Source organism: Flavobacteriales bacterium, from assembly GCA_020635855.1.
Classification (GTDB): domain Bacteria; phylum Bacteroidota; class Bacteroidia; order JACJYZ01; family JACJYZ01; genus JACJYZ01.
Genome location: JACJYZ010000004.1, coordinates 32,288 through 53,700, shown reverse-complemented (window position 1 = coordinate 53,700; position 21,413 = coordinate 32,288). Strand labels below are relative to the sequence as shown.

The 21,413-nt window shown below is 50.7% G+C and carries 14 protein-coding genes; 8 read left to right on the top strand and 6 right to left on the bottom strand.

All coding sequences use genetic code 11. The features are described from left to right. Positions 1-1,050, bottom strand: coding sequence for an NAD-dependent epimerase/dehydratase family protein (locus H6585_12290; GenBank protein ID MCB9449110.1), 1,050 nt, complete (start codon positions 1,048-1,050; stop codon positions 1-3). A 138-nt stretch (positions 1,051-1,188) separates the two neighbouring features. On the opposite strand from H6585_12290, the gene H6585_12285 reads away from it, so the two are divergent. Then, a complete protein-coding gene (locus H6585_12285; GenBank protein MCB9449109.1) occupies positions 1,189-2,463 on the top strand; it encodes a tyrosine--tRNA ligase in 1,275 nt (424 codons plus the stop codon). A gap of 222 nt (positions 2,464-2,685) precedes the next feature. Here H6585_12285 and H6585_12280 read toward each other — a convergent pair whose 3' ends face one another. Further along, on the bottom strand, positions 2,686-3,756 hold the full coding sequence (locus H6585_12280) for an isoaspartyl peptidase/L-asparaginase (GenBank protein MCB9449108.1): 1,071 nt from the start codon (positions 3,754-3,756) through the stop codon (positions 2,686-2,688). Positions 3,757-3,887: 131 nt separating this feature from the next. Between H6585_12280 and H6585_12275 the strand changes: the two genes are divergently transcribed. Further along, on the top strand, positions 3,888-5,084 hold the full coding sequence (locus H6585_12275) for an amidohydrolase (GenBank protein MCB9449107.1): 1,197 nt from the start codon (positions 3,888-3,890) through the stop codon (positions 5,082-5,084). Here the strand turns inward: H6585_12275 and recQ are convergent. Beyond that, positions 5,081-7,282: a DNA helicase RecQ gene (recQ, locus tag H6585_12270; protein MCB9449106.1), complete on the bottom strand. Its 2,202-nt coding sequence runs from the start codon at positions 7,280-7,282 to the stop codon at positions 5,081-5,083. The two genes, H6585_12275 and recQ, sit on opposite strands and share 4 nt — an antisense overlap. A gap of 106 nt (positions 7,283-7,388) precedes the next feature. On the opposite strand from recQ, the gene H6585_12265 reads away from it, so the two are divergent. The 4 genes from H6585_12265 to lptB all read left to right on the top strand — a co-directional run bounded on the left by H6585_12265 (position 7,389) and on the right by lptB (position 12,718). Further along, entirely contained in the window at positions 7,389-8,354 is a 966-nt protein-coding gene (locus H6585_12265; GenBank protein MCB9449105.1) for a KpsF/GutQ family sugar-phosphate isomerase, read from the top strand. An 11-nt stretch (positions 8,355-8,365) separates the two neighbouring features. Then, positions 8,366-9,190 carry a twin-arginine translocase subunit TatC gene (gene tatC / locus H6585_12260; protein ID MCB9449104.1) on the top strand — a complete coding sequence of 275 codons (825 nt, stop codon included), beginning with the start codon at positions 8,366-8,368 and terminating at the stop codon, positions 9,188-9,190. 104 nt (positions 9,191-9,294) lie between these two features. Beyond that, on the top strand, positions 9,295-11,763 hold the full coding sequence (locus H6585_12255; protein MCB9449103.1) for a carboxypeptidase-like regulatory domain-containing protein: 2,469 nt from the start codon (positions 9,295-9,297) through the stop codon (positions 11,761-11,763). A gap of 229 nt (positions 11,764-11,992) precedes the next feature. After that, the gene (gene lptB / locus H6585_12250) at positions 11,993-12,718 is read left to right on the top strand and encodes an LPS export ABC transporter ATP-binding protein (protein MCB9449102.1); all 726 of its coding nucleotides are present in this window, start codon (positions 11,993-11,995) and stop codon (positions 12,716-12,718) included. Positions 12,719-12,728: 10 nt separating this feature from the next. Here the strand turns inward: lptB and purS are convergent, their stop codons facing one another. The 3 genes from purS to H6585_12235 are packed head-to-tail and all read right to left on the bottom strand — an operon-like array spanning position 12,729 to position 15,184. Next, on the bottom strand, positions 12,729-12,980 hold the full coding sequence (purS, locus tag H6585_12245; protein ID MCB9449101.1) for a phosphoribosylformylglycinamidine synthase subunit PurS: 252 nt from the start codon (positions 12,978-12,980) through the stop codon (positions 12,729-12,731). Then, the gene (locus H6585_12240) at positions 12,981-13,841 is read right to left on the bottom strand and encodes a CDP-alcohol phosphatidyltransferase family protein (protein ID MCB9449100.1); all 861 of its coding nucleotides are present in this window, start codon (positions 13,839-13,841) and stop codon (positions 12,981-12,983) included. 41 nt (positions 13,842-13,882) lie between these two features. Beyond that, positions 13,883-15,184, bottom strand: coding sequence for a glycosyltransferase family 39 protein (locus H6585_12235; protein MCB9449099.1), 1,302 nt, complete (start codon positions 15,182-15,184; stop codon positions 13,883-13,885). Between the two features lie 157 nt (positions 15,185-15,341). Here H6585_12235 and H6585_12230 point away from each other — a divergent pair, with 157 nt between their 5' ends. Both H6585_12230 and H6585_12225 read left to right on the top strand, forming a co-directional pair. Next, positions 15,342-16,406 carry a PorV/PorQ family protein gene (locus H6585_12230; protein MCB9449098.1) on the top strand — a complete coding sequence of 355 codons (1,065 nt, stop codon included), beginning with the start codon at positions 15,342-15,344 and terminating at the stop codon, positions 16,404-16,406. Continuing rightward, the gene (locus tag H6585_12225; protein MCB9449097.1) at positions 16,403-21,397 is read left to right on the top strand and encodes a hypothetical protein; all 4,995 of its coding nucleotides are present in this window, start codon (positions 16,403-16,405) and stop codon (positions 21,395-21,397) included. The genes H6585_12230 and H6585_12225 overlap by 4 nt, the downstream gene beginning before the upstream one ends. Positions 21,398-21,413 lie beyond the last annotated feature (16 nt).

Below are 21,413 nucleotides of genomic sequence, written 5' to 3'. Positions count from 1 at the left end.
TCATGCCGGAACGTTTCTGCCCTGAGAAGACATGGATGGCATGAAGGTACGCAGGAAGATCTCGGCCGTATCTTTCACCGCCTTCTCAACAGGAATGAAACGCATGCCCACCGTTTTTACGATTTTTTCATTCGAATAGAAGTACTGCCGGTTCGCCATCCGGGCTGTTTCGCGCGTGATCAGCGGTTTGGATCCGGTGACAGCTGATCGCAGGCTTTCAAAGCGCCATGCCATCTCGCTTACAATGTATCCTGCTTCTTTGCTGGCCTTGCTTTTCCCCATCACTTCCGCCATCCATTCGAACACCAGTTTGTACGGACAGTTTTCGGAAGATATGATGAAGCGCTCGTTGCTGATGTCTTCTTCCATCAACCGGATCATGGAAGCACTTACGTCACGTACATCCACAAAGCCGTTGATGCCGGAGGTGTAATACCGGAGGCCGTCCCATACTTTGTAGAACAGGCTGGCACTACCACGACGCCAGTTGCCAGGCCCGATGATGACAGAAGGGTTGATGATGTATGCGTTGAGTCCTTCCGCAATGCCCCGCCATACCTCGCGTTCCCCGTAGTACTTGCTGACGGAATACATTGAATTGTCTGCGGAAGGTTTCCATTCGCTCTTCTCGGTTACCACACCACCGTCGGAACCGGCACGGCCCAGCGCAGCGATGGAACTTACATAGCCGAATTTTTTGACGCCCGTTTCAAGTGCCAGGTTCACCATGTTGGCTGTGCCTTCCACATTCACCTGCATCATTTTGCTTTTGGTGGAGGGATTGAAAGAAACCATGGCGGCGCAATGGAACACCTGGTCCACACCCTGGAGGGCATCCTGAAGGGCGAAGATGTCAAGTACATCGCCTTCCACCCATTCGATCTTGCTGAACAGTGCTTCCGGATCCTCACAGTAATAGGAAAACACCTCGCGTGTGAGATGCACCTCGCTTCCCTTGCGACGCAAGGCCCTTACATGGTACCCCTTGTTCACCAGATCATACATCAGGTGAGAGCCCAGTAATCCCGTACCTCCTGTGACCAGAATCATGCGATAAAGATATGATCTTCCCGGCAAAGGGAAAAATACGTGTTTCCCGTAATGGACGTGAGATCACGTGGATTTAACATAGCTCCTTGGGCTTTTGGTGCTTTGCCCTATCTTTGCTAGCCTTAAAAAAAACCGCACATGAATTTTGTTGAAGAACTCAGGTGGCGCGGCATGATCCACGACATCATGCCCGGAACGGAAGAACAACTCCAGAAGGAAATGACATCCGGTTACATCGGATTTGACCCCACCGCCGATTCATTGCACATAGGCAGCATGGTACAGATCATGTTGCTGATGCATTTCCAGCGCTGCGGCCATAAGCCGTTCGCCCTTGTGGGTGGAGCCACCGGCATGGTGGGTGATCCATCCGGCAAATCCCAGGAACGTAACCTGCTCTCGGAAGATGTGATTCGCCACAATGCGGATTGCATTAAAAAACAGCTGGAGAAATTCCTCGTGTTCGGCGATCAGCCCAATGCAGCACAAATGGTGAACAATTACGATTGGTTCGGGAAGATGGGTTTCCTCGAGTTCATCCGCGATGTGGGCAAGCACATCACCGTGAACTACATGATGGGGAAAGATTCGGTTCAGAAGCGCCTGGAGACCGGCCTGTCTTTTACAGAGTTCACTTACCAGCTGGTGCAGGGTTACGATTTTTATCATCTATACAAACACAACGGTTGCCGCCTGCAGATGGGTGGCTCCGATCAATGGGGCAACATCGTTACCGGCACGGAACTGATCCGCAGGAAAGATGGAGGAGAGGCCTTTGCGCTGACCTCGCCGCTGGTGACCAAAGCCGACGGATCCAAGTTCGGAAAAACCGAGGAAGGCAATGTATGGCTGGATCCCGAACGCACATCACCTTATAAGTTCGCCCAGTTCTGGCTGAACAGTTCCGATGAGGATTCTGTGCGGTACATCCGTATCTTCACCCTCCTGCCACAGGAAGAAGTGCTGGCCCTGGAAAAGGCCCATGCAGCCGAACCACACCTGCGCCTATTGCAAAATCGCATCGCGGAGGAAGTGACTTCACTGGTACATTCACCGGAAGCATATAGGCTTGCCATGCAGGCGGCTGATATCCTGTTCGGGAAGGGCACCAACGAGCAACTCAGGGAACTATCGGAAAGTCAGTTGTTGTCGGTATTCGAAGGTGTGCCCCAGGTGGAGCTGCCCAAGTCGGAAGTGGAAGCCGGCCTGGATCTGCTGGAGTTCCTTACCACCAAAACGCAGATCTTCCCCAGCAAGGGAGAGGCACGCCGGATGCTGCAAAGCGGAGGTGTGTCCATCAACAAGGAGAAGGTGGAAGGCGATGTGCAGGTGAATGCCGGACATTTGCTGAACAACCGTTACATCCTGGCCCAGAAAGGCAAGAAGAACTACTACCTTGTAAAAGTGGTGTAGGTGACCAAATGTGTTTTTGCCACAAAGGCGCGAAGACACAAAGGGCAGGGTATTAAGGGTAAGAGCAAGACCCTTTGGAAGGACAACAGGAACCACTGCCGGTTGTTGGTGCAATGTTGACAATCGGAAATAGTTGAGAAAAATTTTTAACGACACATTCTTAAGACACCCAGTCCCGGAAACATCCTTTCTTTGTGTCTTCGCGCCTTTGTGGCATCCCTTCTACTCCCCCGAAAATATTTTCACCACCACCTGCCCATCGCGGGTGATATAGCCCCTGTACATACCGGGTGTGTTGAACGTCATGGCCACGTTGCCTTTGGCGTCCAATGCCACCACACCGCCTGTACCGCCGATGGCCGGTAATTTTTTCAGGATGACTTCTTCCGCAGCTTGTTGCAGGGTCATGTCTTTGTAGTCCATCAAGGCAGCTATGTCGTAAGCAACCACGTTTCGGATGAAGTACTCCCCATGACCTGTGGAGGAAACCCCGCAGGTGGCGTTGTTGGCATAGGTACCTGCCCCGATGATGGGAGAATCGCCCACCCGGCCGAAGCGTTTATTGGTCATACCGCCGGTTGAAGTGCCCGCCGCCAGGTTGCCGTTCACGTCCAGTGCCACACATCCCACGGTGCCGAACTTCCGGTCGCCGTTGTCCTCAGGGTTGCCGCTCCACTTCTCGTCGAATTCCACATCGAGGGGGGCCATGCCTTTGTCTCCGTCTTTCTGTTGGTTGGCTTCTTCCTCCTTCATGCGCAGCAGTTGCCGGTATCTTTTCTCGGTGTAGAAATAGTTGGTATCCACCATGTCCAGTCCCTGTTGTTTGGCAAATGTTTCCGCTCCGCTGCCCGTCATCATCACATGCGGTGAAGCTTCCATGACCTTCCGGGCGGCGCTGATCGGACTTTTGATGCGGCGAACACCGGCTACGGCGCCTGCCATTCCTGTTTTTCCGTCCATGATGGAGGCGTCCAGTTCGTTGGTGCCGGCATTGGTGAAAACGGCGCCTTTGCCTGCGTTGAAGAGCGGACTTTCTTCCATCACATGAATGGTCTGCTCCACGGCGTCCAGGCTGCTGCCGCCTTTCTGCAAGACATCATATCCGGTTTTCAATGCTTCGGTGAGTTTCTCCCTGAAGGCGTTTTCCATTGAATCAGTCATGTGTTCGCGCAGGAGGGTGCCTGCACCGCCATGGATCACAAGCGCCACGTTTTTCATCGGTTCTGTTTCTTGCTGAGCCAGTAGTGCAAAAGGCATGGCCATGCATACCAGCAGGTGAATGATTTTTTTCATAGTGGGTGGGGTTGAAGACAAACTTAGGAAAAAGTAATCAGTGGCCGGCAGGATATTGGATTTTACATGTTTGTATGGAGCTGTGCTCAGCTTACGACTATGGACTAACGACTAACTACTATCTTTGCAACATGTCCGAACAAGAACAGATCCGCCGGCTGGCGAAGGAATACCTGGCAGATACGGTGGCCATCCGCCGCCACCTGCATGCACATCCCGAACTTTCGTTCGAGGAATTTGAGACTTCTGCCTATATCAAAGAAACGCTGAAGCAATGGGGCATTCCGTTCAAAGATGGCTTTGTGAAAACGGGAATCGTGGCGTTGATTGAAGGGAAGAACCCCTCGAAGAAAACCGTTGCCCTGCGTGCCGACATCGATGCCCTTCCCATCCGTGAAGAGAACAAGGTACCCTACGTGTCTGCCAACGAAGGTGTGATGCATGCGTGCGGACATGATGTGCATACGTCGAGCGTACTGGCAAGCGCCCGCATTCTGCTGGCCTTAAAGGATGAATTTGAAGGAACGGTGAAATTGATTTTTCAGCCCGGTGAAGAAAAGCTGCCCGGTGGTGCTTCCTTGATGATCAAAGAAGGTGCATTGGAGAACCCCAGGCCCGATGCCATGTTCGGCCAACACGTGCAGCCGGACATACCTGCAGGAAAAGTAGGATTCCGTCCCGGCCAGTACATGGCTTCCGCAGATGAATTGTTTATCACCGTGAAAGGCAAGGGTGGCCACGGTGCCATGCCGAACCTGAATGTGGATCCCGTGCTGATCGGTGCGCACCTGATCGTGGCCCTGCAGCAACTGGTGAGCCGCCAGGCACCGCCTGCGATACCAACGGTTTTATCCATCGGGAAAGTGATTGCGGATGGGGCCACCAATGTGATCCCGGATGAAGTAAAGATGGAAGGAACGTTCCGAACAATGAACGAAACATGGCGTACCGAAGCGCATCAGAAGATGGTGCAACTCGGTGAGTCCCTTGCGGCCTCCATGGGTGGCAGTTGTGATTTTCGTGTGGAAAAAGGCTATCCGTGTTTGATGAACCACGAGCGACTGACACAACGTGCCATGGCATGGGCGCAGAAATTCCTGGGAAAAGACAACGTGATTCATCTGCCGTTGCGGATGACTTCAGAAGATTTTTCCTTTTATTCACAAGTAGCAGATACCTGCTTTTATCGGATGGGAACGGGCAATGTGGAAAAGGGGATCACATCCCAGATACACACCTCCACCTTTGACATTGATGAATCGGCGCTTGAAACAAGTTCGGGGCTGATGGCCTGGTTGGCGTTACAGGAACTGGCAACCGAAGATTAGTTTCCGAATTCCGATAGGAATTTGATCCGAACAAGCCGGACTTCCTCTTCGGTGAAATCCTCATCCTTGAGTTCATCCAAGGCCGCTTCAATGCTGTCGGTTTCCGCTTCCTGGAAGTATTCGATCAGGATGTCCTGTTTTTCCTCATCCACCATATCGTTGATGTGATAATCCAGGTCGAGTTTGGTGCCGGAGAAGACAATCGTTTCCACTTCGTGCAGCAGGGCTTCAGGTGTGATGCCTTTGGCGCTGGCGATATCATGGAAAGGAAGTTTCCGGTCGATGTTCTGGATGATGTGAACTTTCAGTCCGGATTTATTCACCACCGACTTGATCACCAGGTCGGTCGGTCTTTCAATGCTGTTTTCTTTGACGTACCGGTCGATGAGGGTGAGGAACGGTTTTCCGAATCGTATGGCTTTACCGCTTCCTACACCCGCAATATTGGTCAGTTCCTCCATGGAGATCGGGTACTGGATGGCCATGTCTTCGAGGGACGGATCCTGGAAAATCACAAACGGCGGTAGTTTCTTTTCGCGGGCGATGGTACGCCTAAGGTCTTTCAGCATGCCGAACAAGGATTCGTCAACGGTTCCGCTTTTTTGAATGCCACCGCCTGTTGCATCCTCGAGGTCTTCCTCTTCATATTCATGGTCGCGCGACAGCATGATGGAAGCGGGGTTCTCAAGATATTCACGTCCTTTCGGGCTTACCTTCAGGATGCCGTAGTTCTCGATGTCTTTCGTGAGGAATCCGGCCACCAGGGATTGTCGGATGACGGCACTCCAGTATTTTTCATCTTCAAAATCCCCTTTTGAAAAACACGGAAGTTCGTTGTGTTTATAAGATTTGACCGTGGTGGAAGCCTTACCGGTCAGCACATTGATCACGTGGCGTTGCTTGAACTTTTCCTTGACGGACAGGATGGCGTCGATCAGCAACACGACGCTGTCTTTGCCTTCGAACTTTTCCTTCGGGTTGAGGCAGTTGTCGCAATTGCCGCAGGTCTCTTCCTTATAGGTCTCCCCGAAATAGTGGAGCAGGGTTTTGCGGCGGCAGAGCGACGATTCCACGTAGGCCATGGTTTCGAGCAGCAGCTGCTTGCCGATTTCCTGTTCGGCCACGGGTTTGCCTTTCATGAACTTCTGCAGCTTCAAAATGTCGTTGTAGCTATAGAAGGCCACACAATTGCCTTCGCGTCCGTCGCGTCCGGCCCTGCCGGTTTCCTGGTAATAGCTTTCCAGGCTTTTGGGGATGTCGTGGTGAATCACGAAACGCACGTCGGGTTTGTCGATACCCATCCCGAAAGCAATGGTGGCAACGATCACATCGGCTTCTTCCATTAGAAACTGATCCTGGTGAGAAGCACGCACAGAAGAATCCAGGCCGGCGTGATAAGGCAGCGCCTTGATGCCATTCACCACAAGCAATTGGGCGAGCTCTTCCACCTTCTTCCGGCTCAGGCAGTATACAATACCGGATTTACCGGGGTGGCTTTTGATGTACTTGATGATCTCCTTGGTGACGTTCACCTTCGGGCGCACTTCATAGTACAGGTTGCTTCGGTTGAATGACGACTTGAATACGTTCGCCTGCAGCATCCCCAGGTTCTTCTGGATGTCCTGTTGCACTTTGGGTGTTGCGGTTGCGGTGAGTGCGATGATGGGTACTTTCCCGATTTGCTCGATGATGGGACGGAGGCGGCGGTACTCAGGCCGGAAGTCATGACCCCATTCAGAAATGCAATGCGCCTCGTCAATGGCGAAGAAGGAAATGCGGATCTCGTGGAGAAACCGTACATTCTCTTCCTTGGTCAGGGATTCGGGTGCTACATACAGCAGCTTGGTTTTTCCAAGGCGGATGTCAGACTTTACCTGTTCTATTTCCTGCTTGGAAAGGGAAGAATTGAGAAAGTGTGCAATGCCGTCGTCGGTGCCGAAATTCCGCAGGGAATCTACCTGGTTCTTCATCAGGGCAATCAGCGGAGAAATTACGATGCCGGTTCCTTCCGACATCAGGGCGGGGAGCTGGTAGCAGAGGGATTTGCCTCCCCCGGTGGGCATAATCACAAACGTATCGCGGCCTTCCAGTACGTTACGAACGATTTCTTCCTGGTGGCCTTTGAATTGATCGAATCCGAAAAACTTCTTCAGGTAATGATTCAGTGAGGGCGACTCCACCGTTGTCCGGCCATTCATTTGATTAAAATTAGATACATTTGCCATGAAAAAAAATCACATAAACCAACTTCCAGCCCCGCTTTTTAAAGGTAACAATAATTGTTATTTCAATACCAAATTTTTTTTGAAATCTTCACAAGAAATAATCACGATCGCAAAAAACGCATTGCACATGGAGGCTGCAGCTGTTACCGGATTGATACCCCGCCTGAACAGCGACTTTGCCGCCTGTGTTGATCTGATATTGAACGCCAGTGGCAGGGTTGTGGTTACGGGAATTGGCAAAAGCGCACACATTGCCGGTAAGATTGTAGCTACGTTCAATTCAACAGGAAGCCCGGCCATATTTATGCATGCAGCGGATGCCATCCACGGAGATCTGGGGATTGTGCAGGAAGATGACATCGTGGTGTGTCTTTCAAAAAGCGGGCAAACCCCAGAGATCAAAGCCCTGGTTCCACTGGTAAAGGCGCGTGGTCATAAACTTGTAGCCATCGTAGGCAATACCGATTCGTACCTTGCCAGGGAAGCAGATCTCGTACTGGATGCAACCGTGGAAACGGAAGCTTGCCCCAACAACCTGGCGCCTACTTCCAGCACCACCGCCCAGTTGGCATTGGGAGATGCATTGGCCGTTTGTCTGCTGGAGTGTCGCGGATTCACACAGGACGATTTTGCACACCTGCACCCTGGAGGCGCACTTGGCAAGAAGCTATACCTGCGGGTGGACGACCTTTATAAACAAAATGAGAAACCTATGGTGGCACCTTCCGATGACATCCGGAAGGTGATCCTTGAAATTTCCGGGAAGCGGTTGGGAATGACTGCAGTGGTTGAAAATGATCGTTTGTTGGGAATCATCACCGATGGTGACCTGCGACGGATGCTTGAACGCGGCGGCGAGATGTCCGGCCTTACTGCACAACAGATCATGACCACATCCCCCAAAACGGTTGCTCCCGACGAACTGGCCATTGCCGCACTCAGGGTGATGGAAGCCCACCAGATCACACAGCTTGTGGTTGCAAGTGATGACCGATACATGGGTGTGATTCACCTGCATGACCTGTTGAAGGAGGGCATCTTGTAAACACCGCGGCCATGAGTGATACAGTGCAAAAGAACAGTGCGGATGAAATGAGTTTCCTGGATCACCTCGAAGTATTGAGGTGGCACCTGGTACGCGGATTCTCTGCTATTTTTATTTTCGCAGCAGTAGCATTTATTTACAAGCAGATCGTATTCGATCTGGTGTTGCTCGCACCGAAAGAGCCCGATTTTCCTACCTATGTTTTCTTCTGCAAACTTGCACAGATGCTTCATTTGTCCGATGACCTGTGCTTCGGTGATTTTCACCTGAACCTGATCAACATAGATATGTCGGGTCAGTTCACCATGCATATCATGGTCTCGCTCGCGTCCGGACTTGTTCTCGCATTCCCTTACATCCTGTGGGAGGTATGGAGATTCATCAAACCGGCACTTCATAATAAGGAGAAGAGGCATGCCCGGGGGCTTGTGTTCTACGGCTCCGTTTTATTTATGCTCGGTATCCTTTTCGGCTACTATGTAATCACACCGCTGTCTGTAAATTTCCTGGGCAATTACCAGGTGAGTGAAACGGTACAAAATCAGATCACCCTGACATCCTTCATCTCCACCGTTGTGATGATCACCCTTTCATCCGGTGTTGTTTTTGAGATGCCCATCCTTGTCTATTTTCTGACCAAGATTGGTTTGATCACCCCGGATTTCCTCAGGAAGTATCGCCGGCATGCCATTGTTGTGAACCTGGCGCTGGCAGCCATTCTAACCCCTCCGGATGTGACCAGTCAGATCCTAATGGCCATTCCATTGATGACCCTTTATCAGGTGAGCATCTGGGTCTCGGCGGCGGTTCACAGGAAGCAAGAGGCGGCATCCTGAAAAAATACCGCTATAACTGAATCGTGACAGGCATTTGATCCGTAAACATCATACGCGAATATGTATGTTCTTAATTCGGTATATTGCACGTTGTACGTGATTGTATGAAAGGCCATTTCGGATTTCTGAAGTTGATTGCATTTGCGGGCCTCGTGGTGTGTGCGTTCCAGGTCAGGGCTCAAACCGAGATCTCGGGAAGCATCACCGATGCGCAAACCGGGGAAGCATTGCCTTTTGTGAACGTGGCTTTCAAGAACGGCCGGGTGGGCACCACCACCGATGAAAACGGCCGCTATTCCATCAATACCAATTTCCCTACCGATTCCATTATCGCTTCTTATGTTGGGTATGTTGTGCAGACCAGGGCAGTGGTAAGGAATAAGAAACAGGTGATCGACTTTCAACTCAATCCAGCTGAAATCGCCCTGCAGGAATTCACCGTATATGCACCGGAAGAAAATCCCTCCCATGCGTTGCTCAGAAAAATACTGGCCAACAAGAAGTTCAATAACAAGGAAAAGCTGGATGCTTATCAGTACGAAGTGTACACGAAGATCGAATTCGACCTCAACAACTTCAGCGACAAATTCAGGAACCGAAGGGTATTCAAGCCTTTCAGTTTTGTTTTCGATAAGGTGGATACGTCCGAGAATGGAAAACCGTACCTGCCCATGGTGCTGAGTGAAACGCTGTCGGATTATTACCACCGCAGCAAGCCAACTTCGCAAAAGGAATTTATCAAAGCCAGCCGGGTGTCCGGCATCGAGAATGAAAGCGTATCGCAGTTCACAGGTGATATGTACCAGGACATCAACATCTATGACAATTTCATTGTGCTGTTTGGTAAGAACTTCGTGAGTCCTTTGGCCAACAGTGCATTGCTGTATTATAAAATGTACATCGTAGACAGCGCCAACTTCGACGGGCACAAATGCTATAAAGTTTCTTTTGAGCCACGGCGCAAGCAGGAACTGGTCATGGTTGGGAACTTTTGGGTGGTGGATTCGGTGTTCGCCATCCGGGAAGTGGACATGGAAATTGCGGCAGGTGCCAACCTGAACTATGTGGATGAGATGTACATCAAGCAGGAGTTCAGAGAGGTGGCAGACAGTGTATGGATGATCACCAAAGAAAACCTGGTGGTGGATTTCAACCTGACCGACAAATCGATGGGATTCTTCGGAAGAAAAACATCCACCTATAAGAACTTTGTAATCAACCGACCGAAGGACGATGGCTTTTACACGGCGGATAACCTTATTGTGGCGGATGATGCCACCGGTAAGAATGATGCTTATTGGCAGGATGCACGGCACGAGCAACTTTCAGCCACCGAAGAAGGCATCTACGAGATGGTGGACTCTGTTAAAAACCTTCCGGCATTCCGGACCTATGTAGACATCGTAACCATGTTCGTGACCGGTTACAAGAAATGGGGCCTGTTCGAACTGGGACCCTATTTTACCACTTACAGTTTCAATGCCATCGAGGGCAGCCGCGTACGTTTCGGTGGAAGAACCAGCAACAAATTCAGCACCAAGCTCGAACTCAACGGATACCTTGCTTACGGTTTCAAGGATGAATCCTTCAAGTACGGAGGGGGCTTCAGGTACCTCTTTGCCAAACATCCGCGACAGATGGTTTCCATGGCATACAAAAACGACCTGGAGCAACTCGGTCAGAGCAGCAATGCTTTCCGTACCGATAACATTGTGGCATCTGTATTCCGGCGTGCACCGTTCGATCAGCTGACCCGCATTGAGGAAACAAAAGGCGCGTACGATGTGGAGTGGTTTCCGGGATTGTCGAACCGCCTGGCGTTGACACACAGAAAATTTTACCCGGCAGGTAGCCTGGAGTACGCGTATGTTAATAATGACGGAACGCGTTCCACCCTGGATCGCATCACCACCACGGAGCTGTCTTTTTACACCCGGTTCGCCTACAATGAAAAATTCGTATCAGGTGAAATGGACCGCGTGAGCCTGGGTACCAAGTACCCGGTGATTCAATTACAGTACACACTGGGTGTAAAGGATTGGTGGGGTAGCGACTACGGGTATCACAAGCTGAATCTCAATATAAGGCACTATTTTTATGTGGGGCCGTTCGGATATACCGTGTACATCGCGGATGCGGGTAAGATATGGGGACGGTTGCCCTATACCTTGCTGGAATTGCATCAGGGCAATGAGACTTACACCACCGACGAGTATGCCTTTAACATGATGAACTATTTCGAATTCGTGAGTGATCAGTATGCAAGCCTCACGCTCACCCATCACTTTGAAGGATACTTTTTCAACCGCGTGCCCTTGTTCAGAAAACTGAAATGGCGGGAGGTGATTTCTGCCAAAGGGTTGGTAGGAAGCCTGGAACGGGCCAATTCGGATGTGCTGATTTTCCCCGATGGAATGTCTGATCTGAGCCAACCCTACCTGGAGGCCAGCATGGGGATAGAGAACATATTCAAGATCATTCGCATCGACCTGTTCAGGCGATTCACTTACCTCGACCACGGCGACAACATCCCCAAACTGGGTATCCGTGGTAACCTGAGTGTGATGTTTTAGGTCAACTTAGAAACCCATCGTCTTAGACGGCGGGCCTGCCTGCCGACACATGGGCCCGAAGCAACGGAAGGCAGGGGCGCAAGGACACCAAGGGGCACCAAGAAAAGTTCGCACAGCGAACCTACGTGTCTTGGAGCCTTTGTGGCATTCCTTCATTTGGGAAGGCTTTGTTACATCATTCTCCGAAGCTTTTCCGTATTTTCGGCAGGAACTTTGCTGATACCCGCCCATGCTGCTTCAAACCGAAGATCTCGTAAAAAAATACCGCAAACGAACGGTTGTCAAAGGTGTTTCCATTGAAGTGAAACAGGGTGAGATCGTGGGTTTGCTAGGCCCCAACGGAGCCGGTAAGACCACCACCTTTTACATGATGGTGGGTTTGATTCAACCCTATGCGGGCAGGATCACGCTGGACAAGAAAGACATCACCCACGAACCGATGTACAAGAGGGCCAGGCTGGGAATCGGATACCTGCCACAGGAACCATCGGTGTTCCGGAAGTTGAGCGTGGAAGACAACATCATGGCCGTGCTGGAAATGACCCGGTTGTCCAAAGCTGAACGCATTAGAAAGAGAGATCAGTTGCTGGAAGAATTCGGTCTGAACCATATCCGCACCAACCGCGGGGATTTCCTGTCGGGCGGGGAACGCCGCCGAACAGAGATAGCACGGGCCCTGGCCGTAGATCCCGCTTTCATCCTGTTGGATGAACCGTTTGCGGGTGTGGATCCGATTGCTGTGGAGGACATACAGGGCATTGTAGCCAGCTTGCGTGAAAAGAACATCGGCATCCTTATCACAGACCACAACGTGCATGAAACCCTGAGCATCACTGATCGTGCTTACCTGCTGTTCGAAGGCGCGATCCTGAAAGCAGGAACGGCGGAAGAACTTTCACAGGATGAACAGGTCCGCCGGGTATACCTGGGTGAAAAGTTTGAATTGAGAAAGTAAGTCCGGGATCTTATGCTTCCCTGATGTCGAAAGTGAAGCTTTCCATGATGGGATTGGCCAGCAACTTCTGACAGGCAGATTCAACCTGCCGGGTGGCTTCATCCTGGTTTCCCGCTTCTACTTCCAGTGTAATGTGTTTGCCGATCCGTACTTCTGTGATGGTGGCTAACCCGATGTTCTTCATGGTGGCGGTTACCGCTTTTCCCTGGGGATCCAGCAATGCCTTTAAGGGCATGACATCTATTTCTGCAACGTATTTCATCTAAGTGGTTTTAATCGTTCCTGGCGCTTTCGGCTGGCCTTTGATTTTCAATTGCTGAAAGTGAATCACTGAGATCACGATGTACAGCAGGATGATCACAGGTGTTGCCATGAGCTTTAACCCTGCGATGGCTGCGGCCGATAGCAACAGTAAGATATACCTCGGGGCATTTTCCTTCCATCCGAAAGAAGTGAACTTCAAAGATATCAATGAAACAGTTGATACCATCAAAACAGATAACACCCCGGTGAGACTCAACATGATCTTGGCATCAAAGAGCCAGTTGGCTACCATGGATTCAAAATCACTGATGTGGTTGATGTTGTGAAAAGTGACCACTGTTTCGTCATACGGCATGGATACATATCCAACGTTAATCTGTTTCAGCAAGATCAATGGCAGGGATGCCACCACCATGGCCGCCGCCGGAGTTGGCAGTCCGATGAAATGCTCTTTTTGCCGAGGGTCGATGTTGAACTTTGCCAGACGCCAGGCAGCGCATAGCGTATAGAGGAAAGGGATGCAGGTAAGCAAGGCGTTGATGTAATCCAGATGCAGTACAGCTGACAAATCCAGGAATATGCTTGAGAAATAACGGTACCTGCCTATCTCCAGCATGCGGAAAAGAATGAACGCAGGCGCCAGTCCGAATGAGATCAGGTCTGCGAGAGAATCCAGCTGCTTGCCGATCTCCGAATAAGCACCCAGCATCCGTGCCGCCATACCGTCTGCAAAGTCGAGCACCATGGCCACGACAATCAGGTAGGACGCCCATAATAGGTTGCCTTTTAGCGCCGACAGAATGGCCAGGCATCCTGCAAGCAGGTTGGCCAGGGTAATCAGATTGGGGATACGACGCATAAAGTTGCTTGGTCTCGATGAGGAATCAAAGCTACAAAAAATCACTCCAAGGACACCATCGGCCGGTCATGTGCAGCGGTGGTGGTTTTGCGATGTGCCCAGCCGGAAAGGGCCGCCATGGCAATCAAAGGATATACGGGTAATCGGAATCGCCCTGAAGCCAGGGGACCGGCCAATACGGCAAAATAAAGGATGGTACCGGTGACGGCGATGCGCATGTGCCGTTCGGGATACCTGCCACGCACGAAATGCATCAAACCGATCAGCATCCAAATATTGATACCATAGGTCAGGAACATAAACAGCCAAACCCAGGTAGGAAATGAAGCGACATAAGCAAGTACTGCCTTTGCGCCGCCGGTTTGGTAACGTGACATCCATCCTGGTTGGTCATTCTGTGGTAACCCCAGGAAGTTGTACAGGTCCCATCTGCCTGGATCCAGAAAAAATTTCAACAATCCCTTGCCTTCCATCCGTGCATACACGCCCTTGTATTGCCATAGCCAATGAAGGCACTGCGCCTCAAGTAACCGCTGGCCTTCCGCATAGGTGGTTGCATGTGCTATCCTATGGGTCAGATCAGTAATCATGATATCCGCCTTTTCCGCACCAACGGCCTCCTGCAGGGTGTAATTGGTGTTGTAATAGAGCAGGTTGAAGTTTCGGATGCTGGCGTAGTGTAAGTAACCTGTGGCTTGCCGGTTGTGCAGGGATATACCCAATACCGTTAAGAAAGGGATCAGAATAGCCGGTATATACCTGATACCGGTCCGTTTCCGAATCATGTACACAAGCAGGAACAAGGCCATCGGCATCCACATCAGGTACATTACGGGTTTGGTTAGCATGGCCAGGGCCAGGGCGAATTGGGATACATAAAGGTCTCTCCTTCGTCCACATTTTAAGAAGGCCATAAGGAAAGCCACGGATGTGAGAACAAAAGACTGAAACAGAATCTCCGACATGACCACATTGGCAAAAATGAACTGTGAAGGGAACCAGAGAAGTGCAAACCAGCCGGGATGATCTTTCCGAATACCAAGAAAACGGGTGCCCAGCCAAAACATGAACAGGATGTTGGCGATGCCAAGCAGGTTCTGTATGATCAGGAGTCCCATGTGGGGCGGAAGAATGCCTCCAGTCAGGTAAATTACCAGGCCATACAGGGGCGGGCGCTGACTGACAAGGTTGGGATCGAACCCCGAATCAAGGTCTCCGCAGTACCAGGATCCTGCATCTCTTATATTTTTCGCCTGCGCCAGGTAACCATATGAATCCGACTTGGGATAACCATAGTAAGGGTGCCCGTGCCGGATACCGAAAAAGAAGGTAGCGGCGTGCAAAAACACCACGGTTAAAATAAAAATAAGGATGCGAGGGTTAAAATCCCTGTGAATTGCCATATTTGTGAAGGGCGTAACCCATATTAAAATCCTTAGTATAATCTTTGATCATATGATTTTATCCAGGATAAAGATAAAGATTGCTTCCGGCTGGTTGATGCCGCTGTTTCTGGTATTTCTAAGTGCTGCAGAGGTGCGGGCGCAAGCTCCCAAATATAGCAATGAGTTCTTTACGTTGGGGGTAGGTGCCCGTGGGCTTGGAATGTCGAATGCATGTGTGGCGAATACGGATGATGTTACGTCCGGTTATTGGAATCCTGCCGGTCTGCTGGCCATTAAAAGCAACATCCAGATTTCGCTGATGCATGCTTCTTATTTCGCCGGTATTGCCAACTATGACTATGGTGCCCTGGCCACTCCTTTGGATAGCAACAGTGCCTTTGGCCTTTCAATGGTGCGATTCGGTGTGGATGATATCCCCAACACCACGGAACTCATTGATGCAAACGGCAACATCGATTACGACCGGATTACTTCGTTTTCAGCGGTTGATTATGGGTTCCTGATCTCATACGCACGCAGGGCAGGATTTCTTTCCGGTCTGAGTTATGGCGTGAATGCGAAGATCGTACACCGCAAGGTCGGCGATTTCGCCAGGGCCTGGGGTTTCGGGATGGAGCTGGGTGCCCAATACAAACTGGGAGAATGGCTGTTCGGTGTGATGGGAGGAGATCTCACCTCTACCTTCAATGCATGGAGCTACGACCTGACCCCGGAAATGCAACAGGTGTTTGCTTCTACCGGGAATGAAATTCCGGAAAACTCCCTCGAGGTCACATTGCCCAGGTTTCGTTTCGGAGCGGCCCGAAAGTTGGCATTCAAAGACATGTTCAGCCTGATGGCGGAAGCCGATGTGGACATCACATCCGATGGAAAGCGCAATGTGCTGATTGCCGCACACACATTCAGTGCCGACCCGCACATAGGCATTGAAGCCGGTTATAAGAATATGGTATTCCTGAGGGCCGGTCTCGGTCAGTTTCAGAAAGTGACCAATGCCGACGGTTCCAAACAAACCATCGTTCAACCCAACATGGGGCTTGGACTCAAACTCAAGAAACTTTCCATCGATTATGCACTGACCAACCTGGGTAACAAGGAATCAGGTCTGTACTCAAACATATTTTCCCTGAAGCTGGATATCATCAGAGACCAACCATGAAACAGCTTTACCTCGTTGTCCTTTTTATTGCCTGTTACCTGACAGCAGCCGGCCAATTCGGCAATGAGTGGATCAATTACAACCAGACATATTATAAAATACCCGTTTACAAAAACGGGGTGTACAAGATCACCTACGGGGCATTGGCCAATGCGGGCATCCCTGTTAACTCCATCGATCCCCGGAATATTCAGGTATTCAACAAGGGCCAGGAGGCCTATATTCATGTGAACGGAGAGTCGGACGGGGTATTCAATTCCAATGACTACATCCTGTTCTGGGGAGAGAAGAACACCGGTTGGTTTGATAGCCTCCTATATGCGCCCGGGCAGGTTCAGGGCAACCCCGGTTACAGTCTTGTGACCGATACAGCTTATTACTTTCTCACGTGGAATGCTTCTACCACAAATAGCAGGATGATCAAGGAAACGGATGTGGCGTTCGGCAGCTATGCAGAATCCCCGTATTTTACCAAGGAAGAGGATGTATACTACAGCGATGCGTACTATGCCGGACAGATTGATGCAAGAGGCAGCAGTGATGCAGAATACATCACGGGTGAAGGCTGGATGGCCAATGCCCTCACCCTGGGCAATACCAAAACATTTCAGTTACCTACCTCCAAATGGTACACAGGCGGTCCGCAGGCACTGGTAAGATTTTCACTGGCAGGAGAATCCGGAACCGATCATCATCTTCGTGTCACGCTCGGATCGTCCAAGGTGAAAGTGTTGGATACACTGTTCAATGCATATCCGCAAACCATCCATTCAAGCTTGATTTCAACCGGTGTGTTTGATGCTGACCAAACACCGTTGGATGTGGTAAGCGTACCGGATGTGGGTAACCCGGCAGACCGCACAGCCATGGCCTGGATAACGTTAAGCTACCCGCATCTGACCGATCTGGAAGGGAAAAGTACATTTCACATGGTTGTTCCGGATGCAAGCGGCCAGTCGAAGACCTACCTCAAATGCAACAATTTTGTGACCAAAGGAGGAGGCGCTTCCCTCTATGATCATACCAACAACAGGATTATTCCCGTGGTGAGCGCAGGTGGTTATCTCCATATGCTCATCCCGAATGCAGGCAAGAACAAATACTGCAGCCTGGTTTCCGACGGCGACATCATTGAGGTATCGGTGATACGGAAGGTGACCTACAATGGTAAGTTCACCGATTATGGCAATGTGGAAAAAGACCACAACTACCTCATCCTGACCTCCCGCACACTCGCCATAGAAGGTGCACTTTACAAAAGCTACAGGGCAAGCAGCCAGGGCGGTGGTTTTAATCCGCTTGTGGTGGAGGCGGAGGAATTGTATGACCAGTTTGCTTACGGAATTGCCAAGCATCCACTCGCCATTCGCAGGTTCTGTGACATGGCGTTGAGCACCTGGAGCGTTCGCCCCGAATACCTCTTCCTGCTGGGGAAGTCCATCCATGCACATGATGAAGTCAGCGCGAAAGGGTTCAGGAAATCGCCGTCGAACTTTGAAGCTTGCCTGGTTCCCAGCTTTGGCGATCCTCCCAGTGATTTGCTTTTTACGGCCGGACTGGATACCGCCTACCTGTACGAACCGGCCATTCCCATCGGCAGGCTGGCTGCTAAAAATTCCCAGGATGTGCTGCTGTACCTGGATAAAGTCAAAGCCTACGAAGCCCAGCAACCTGCCGAATGGATGAAGAAAGTGCTTCACTTTGGCGGAGGATCCACCAGCGTGGAAGCAAACCGTTTTCGCCAGCACCTTAATGAGTACGAACAATCACTCACCGATACCAGTTTCGGAGGAACCGTTTATACCTTCTCCAAAACATCTGCCGATCCCATCCAGGTGAACCTTTCGGATTCCGTGGCCCACCTGATCAACAACGGCGTATCCATTATGACTTTCTTCGGTCACGCCACGTCCAGCGGGTTCGATCAGAATGTGGATGCCCCTGAAAATTTTCATAACAAGAACCGGTATCCCTTAATGGTTGCGAACTCATGTTTTTCCGGTAATCTTCACCTGGCTTATTCAGGAAGTATTACCGAACAATGGGTGCTCACGCCGGAAGGAGGTGCCATTGCATGCATTGCACAGGTAGGCTTGGGAATAGAATTCTATACCCACGATTATTCGAAGTCGTTTTTTAAACATTTTTCCGGAGAGGATTACGGAAAACCCATCGGGAATATCCTTCAGCACTCCATTCGCGACATGCAAAGCAAACTTTGGCCCACCAAGGCCACAGTGCTTGAAATGACCCTTCACGGAGACCCTGCTATTATCATCAATGCCCAATCGAAACCCGACTACGTGATCAGTACGTCTGATGTCTATTTTTCACCGGAAGACATCACCAATGAGGTGGATAGTTTTGATGTGAACCTCGTAATGCGGAACATCGGCAAGGCGATTCACGATACGATTCTGGTTGAAGTGGAACGTTATCTGCCTGACGGCAGACTCGGGCATGTATACACCCAGCAGGTTCCCGCTCCGCTCTACAAAGACACCCTGGTGTTCAGGATGCCGGTGGATCTGACCGATGGGGTAGGCATCAACCGCCTGCAGGTAAGTGTGGATGACCTGAACCAGGTGGATGAGCTTAAAGAAAATAACAACTATGTTTCCGTGGAATTCCTCATCAAGTCTTCGGATATCCTGCCCGTATATCCTCCGCGGTTTGCCATCATTCCCGATAACCAGCCCGTGCTGAAGGCAAGTACGTCGGATCCGTTGGCTGATATCACCACCTATGTGTTTGAATTGGATACCACAGACGCATTCAACAGCCCCATGCTGGTGTCCCAATCCATGCAGGGTTCGGGTGGTGTGCTGGAATGGACGCCGCCATTGATTGCCCAGGACAGCATGGTTTATTACTGGCGTGTGAGTCCGGACTCATCGGTAAACGGAGGATACAACTGGAGGCAAAGTTCATTCCAGTACATTCCCGGTAAATACGGTTGGGGGCAGGCGCATTATTTCCAGTTCAGGGATGATGATTATTCCCTGGTTGATTACCGTGAAAGCAACCGTGACTGGGCGTATGTGACGAATGCAGCCTCGTTGCAGTGTAAAACAAAAGGTGCTGCCAACGGTTCTCCCTGGCCGAATGAATATACCATCAACGGAGCTGTGCAGGATTATGGTGCCTGTACAGCCACCCCTTCCATACATGTGGCGGTGATTGATCCCTTGTCGCTGCAACCCTGGAATACCAAAGAATACACCCAGTTCGGCAATGTCAACTGTGTGGGATGCTGCCCTGGCAGGAACCGTGCGGAATACTTCTTTATTTTCCGTTCAGCCGATTCACAACAACTTGATTCGATGGTGTCCATGTTGCAGAAAGTACCTGATGGCTACTATGTGCTTGTTTACTCGGTATTCGGTGGGAACTATTCGAAATGGACTTCTGCCCAGAAGAACGTTTTGGTGAACATGGGCGCCGGTTTGTTGCCCGGCCTCACCGACCAGCAGCCGTACATTTTCTTTGTTCGCAAGGGAGATCTATCAACGGTCAGGGATACGGCCGGAGAGAATTCCAATTCCACCATTGAACTGAACATGGCACTCACCAACCTTTGGTACCAGGGCGAGATCCATTCCACGGTGATAGGTCCGACCACCTCATGGGGTACCATGCATTACAGACAAAAGAAGCTGGATGCCGAAACGCATGATGAAGTACGAATATCAGTTACGGGTATCGGTATAGATGGATCGGAGGCCGTATTGCTGGATACCATTCCGGTGGATTCGGTGCCGCTGGGTCCGTTGGTGAATGCATCCGTTTATCCATTGATTCGCCTCGAGGCCTTTACCAAAGACGATTCCCTGCGTACACCGGTTCAGTTGAAAAGGTGGCAGGTGATACATGATGAAGTGCCCGAATTGGCGGTCATGCCCAACGCCTTCTATCAGGTTGCTGCCGATACATTGCAGGAAGGAGATGAAATACAAATGGCCTTTGCCGCAGGAAATATTTCTCATGCCGATTTACCTGACAGCTTGCTGGTGAAATACTGGTTGATGGATGAAGGACGCAACCGCCATGATTTTCCCGCATTTCGTGTCAAAGCCTTACCGGCAGGTGATACGGTACATGTTTCGCTTGCCATTGATACCAAGGGCTTATCGGGTGAAGTTACCGTGTGGGCTGAAATCAATCCCGTGCCGAAAGGGGGTACCACCTATGACCAGCTGGAGCAATACCACTACAACAACCTGCTTCAGGTGCCTTTTCATATCATACAGGACCGCATCAACCCCATTCTTGATGTGACGTTCGACGGTATCCATATCCTGAACGGTGAGGTCGTTTCATCACAACCATCGATCTTCATCACCCTGGCAGATGAGAATCCTTTCATCGCCATCAATGATACGTCCCTTTTCGAAGTATACCTGAAAGCACCGGATGAGGTGGAATCGAAACGTGTGTATTTCATTGAAGACGGACAGGCCACGATGACCTGGAAACCGGGTAACCTGTCGAAGAATAAATTTGAGATTCACTATAACCCGGTTCTTGAGGAAGATGGAACCTACCAATTACAGATCCGTGCGCGCGACGCGGCATCCAACCATTCGGGTGACGGGAACGGTGTGTACGATTACCTGGTGAGTTTTGAGGTAATCAATGAATCCACGATTACCGAGGTCATGAACTATCCGAATCCATTCACGACATCCACCCGCTTTGTGTTCACCCTCACCGGCTCACAGGTTCCTGACGATTTCCGGATTCAGATCATGACCATCAGCGGTCGTGTGGTACGCGAGATCACCTCCGATGAAATCGGTCCCATCAGGATCGGACGCAACATCACCAAATTCGCATGGGATGGAACCGACCAGTTCGGGGATCGCCTGGCCAACGGGCTATATCTTTACCGTGTTACCACCCGCATGAACGGTGCCGAGATCAAACACAGGGAAAGCGGTGCAGACGCATATTTTCACAGCGGGCTGGGCAAGATGTATCTCTTCCGTTAACATGCTGTTGCTTCCC

Excerpts from the sequence above, each read along its gene's own strand:
- H6585_12290 (MCB9449110.1), bottom strand. The coding sequence starts at position 1,050 with ATGATTCTGGTCACAGGAGGTACGGGATTACTGGGCTCTCACCTGATG.
- H6585_12285 (MCB9449109.1), top strand. The coding sequence starts at position 1,189 with ATGAATTTTGTTGAAGAACTCAGGTGGCGCGGCATGATCCACGACATC.
- H6585_12280 (MCB9449108.1), bottom strand. The coding sequence starts at position 3,756 with ATGAAAAAAATCATTCACCTGCTGGTATGCATGGCCATGCCTTTTGCA.
- H6585_12275 (MCB9449107.1), top strand. The coding sequence starts at position 3,888 with ATGTCCGAACAAGAACAGATCCGCCGGCTGGCGAAGGAATACCTGGCA.
- recQ (MCB9449106.1), bottom strand. The coding sequence starts at position 7,282 with ATGAATGGCCGGACAACGGTGGAGTCGCCCTCACTGAATCATTACCTG.
- tatC (MCB9449104.1), top strand. The coding sequence starts at position 8,366 with ATGAGTGATACAGTGCAAAAGAACAGTGCGGATGAAATGAGTTTCCTG.
- H6585_12255 (MCB9449103.1), top strand. The coding sequence starts at position 9,295 with ATGAAAGGCCATTTCGGATTTCTGAAGTTGATTGCATTTGCGGGCCTC.
- lptB (MCB9449102.1), top strand. The coding sequence starts at position 11,993 with ATGCTGCTTCAAACCGAAGATCTCGTAAAAAAATACCGCAAACGAACG.
- purS (MCB9449101.1), bottom strand. The coding sequence starts at position 12,980 with ATGAAATACGTTGCAGAAATAGATGTCATGCCCTTAAAGGCATTGCTG.
- H6585_12240 (MCB9449100.1), bottom strand. The coding sequence starts at position 13,841 with ATGCGTCGTATCCCCAATCTGATTACCCTGGCCAACCTGCTTGCAGGA.
- H6585_12230 (MCB9449098.1), top strand. The coding sequence starts at position 15,342 with ATGCCGCTGTTTCTGGTATTTCTAAGTGCTGCAGAGGTGCGGGCGCAA.
- H6585_12225 (MCB9449097.1), top strand. The coding sequence starts at position 16,403 with ATGAAACAGCTTTACCTCGTTGTCCTTTTTATTGCCTGTTACCTGACA.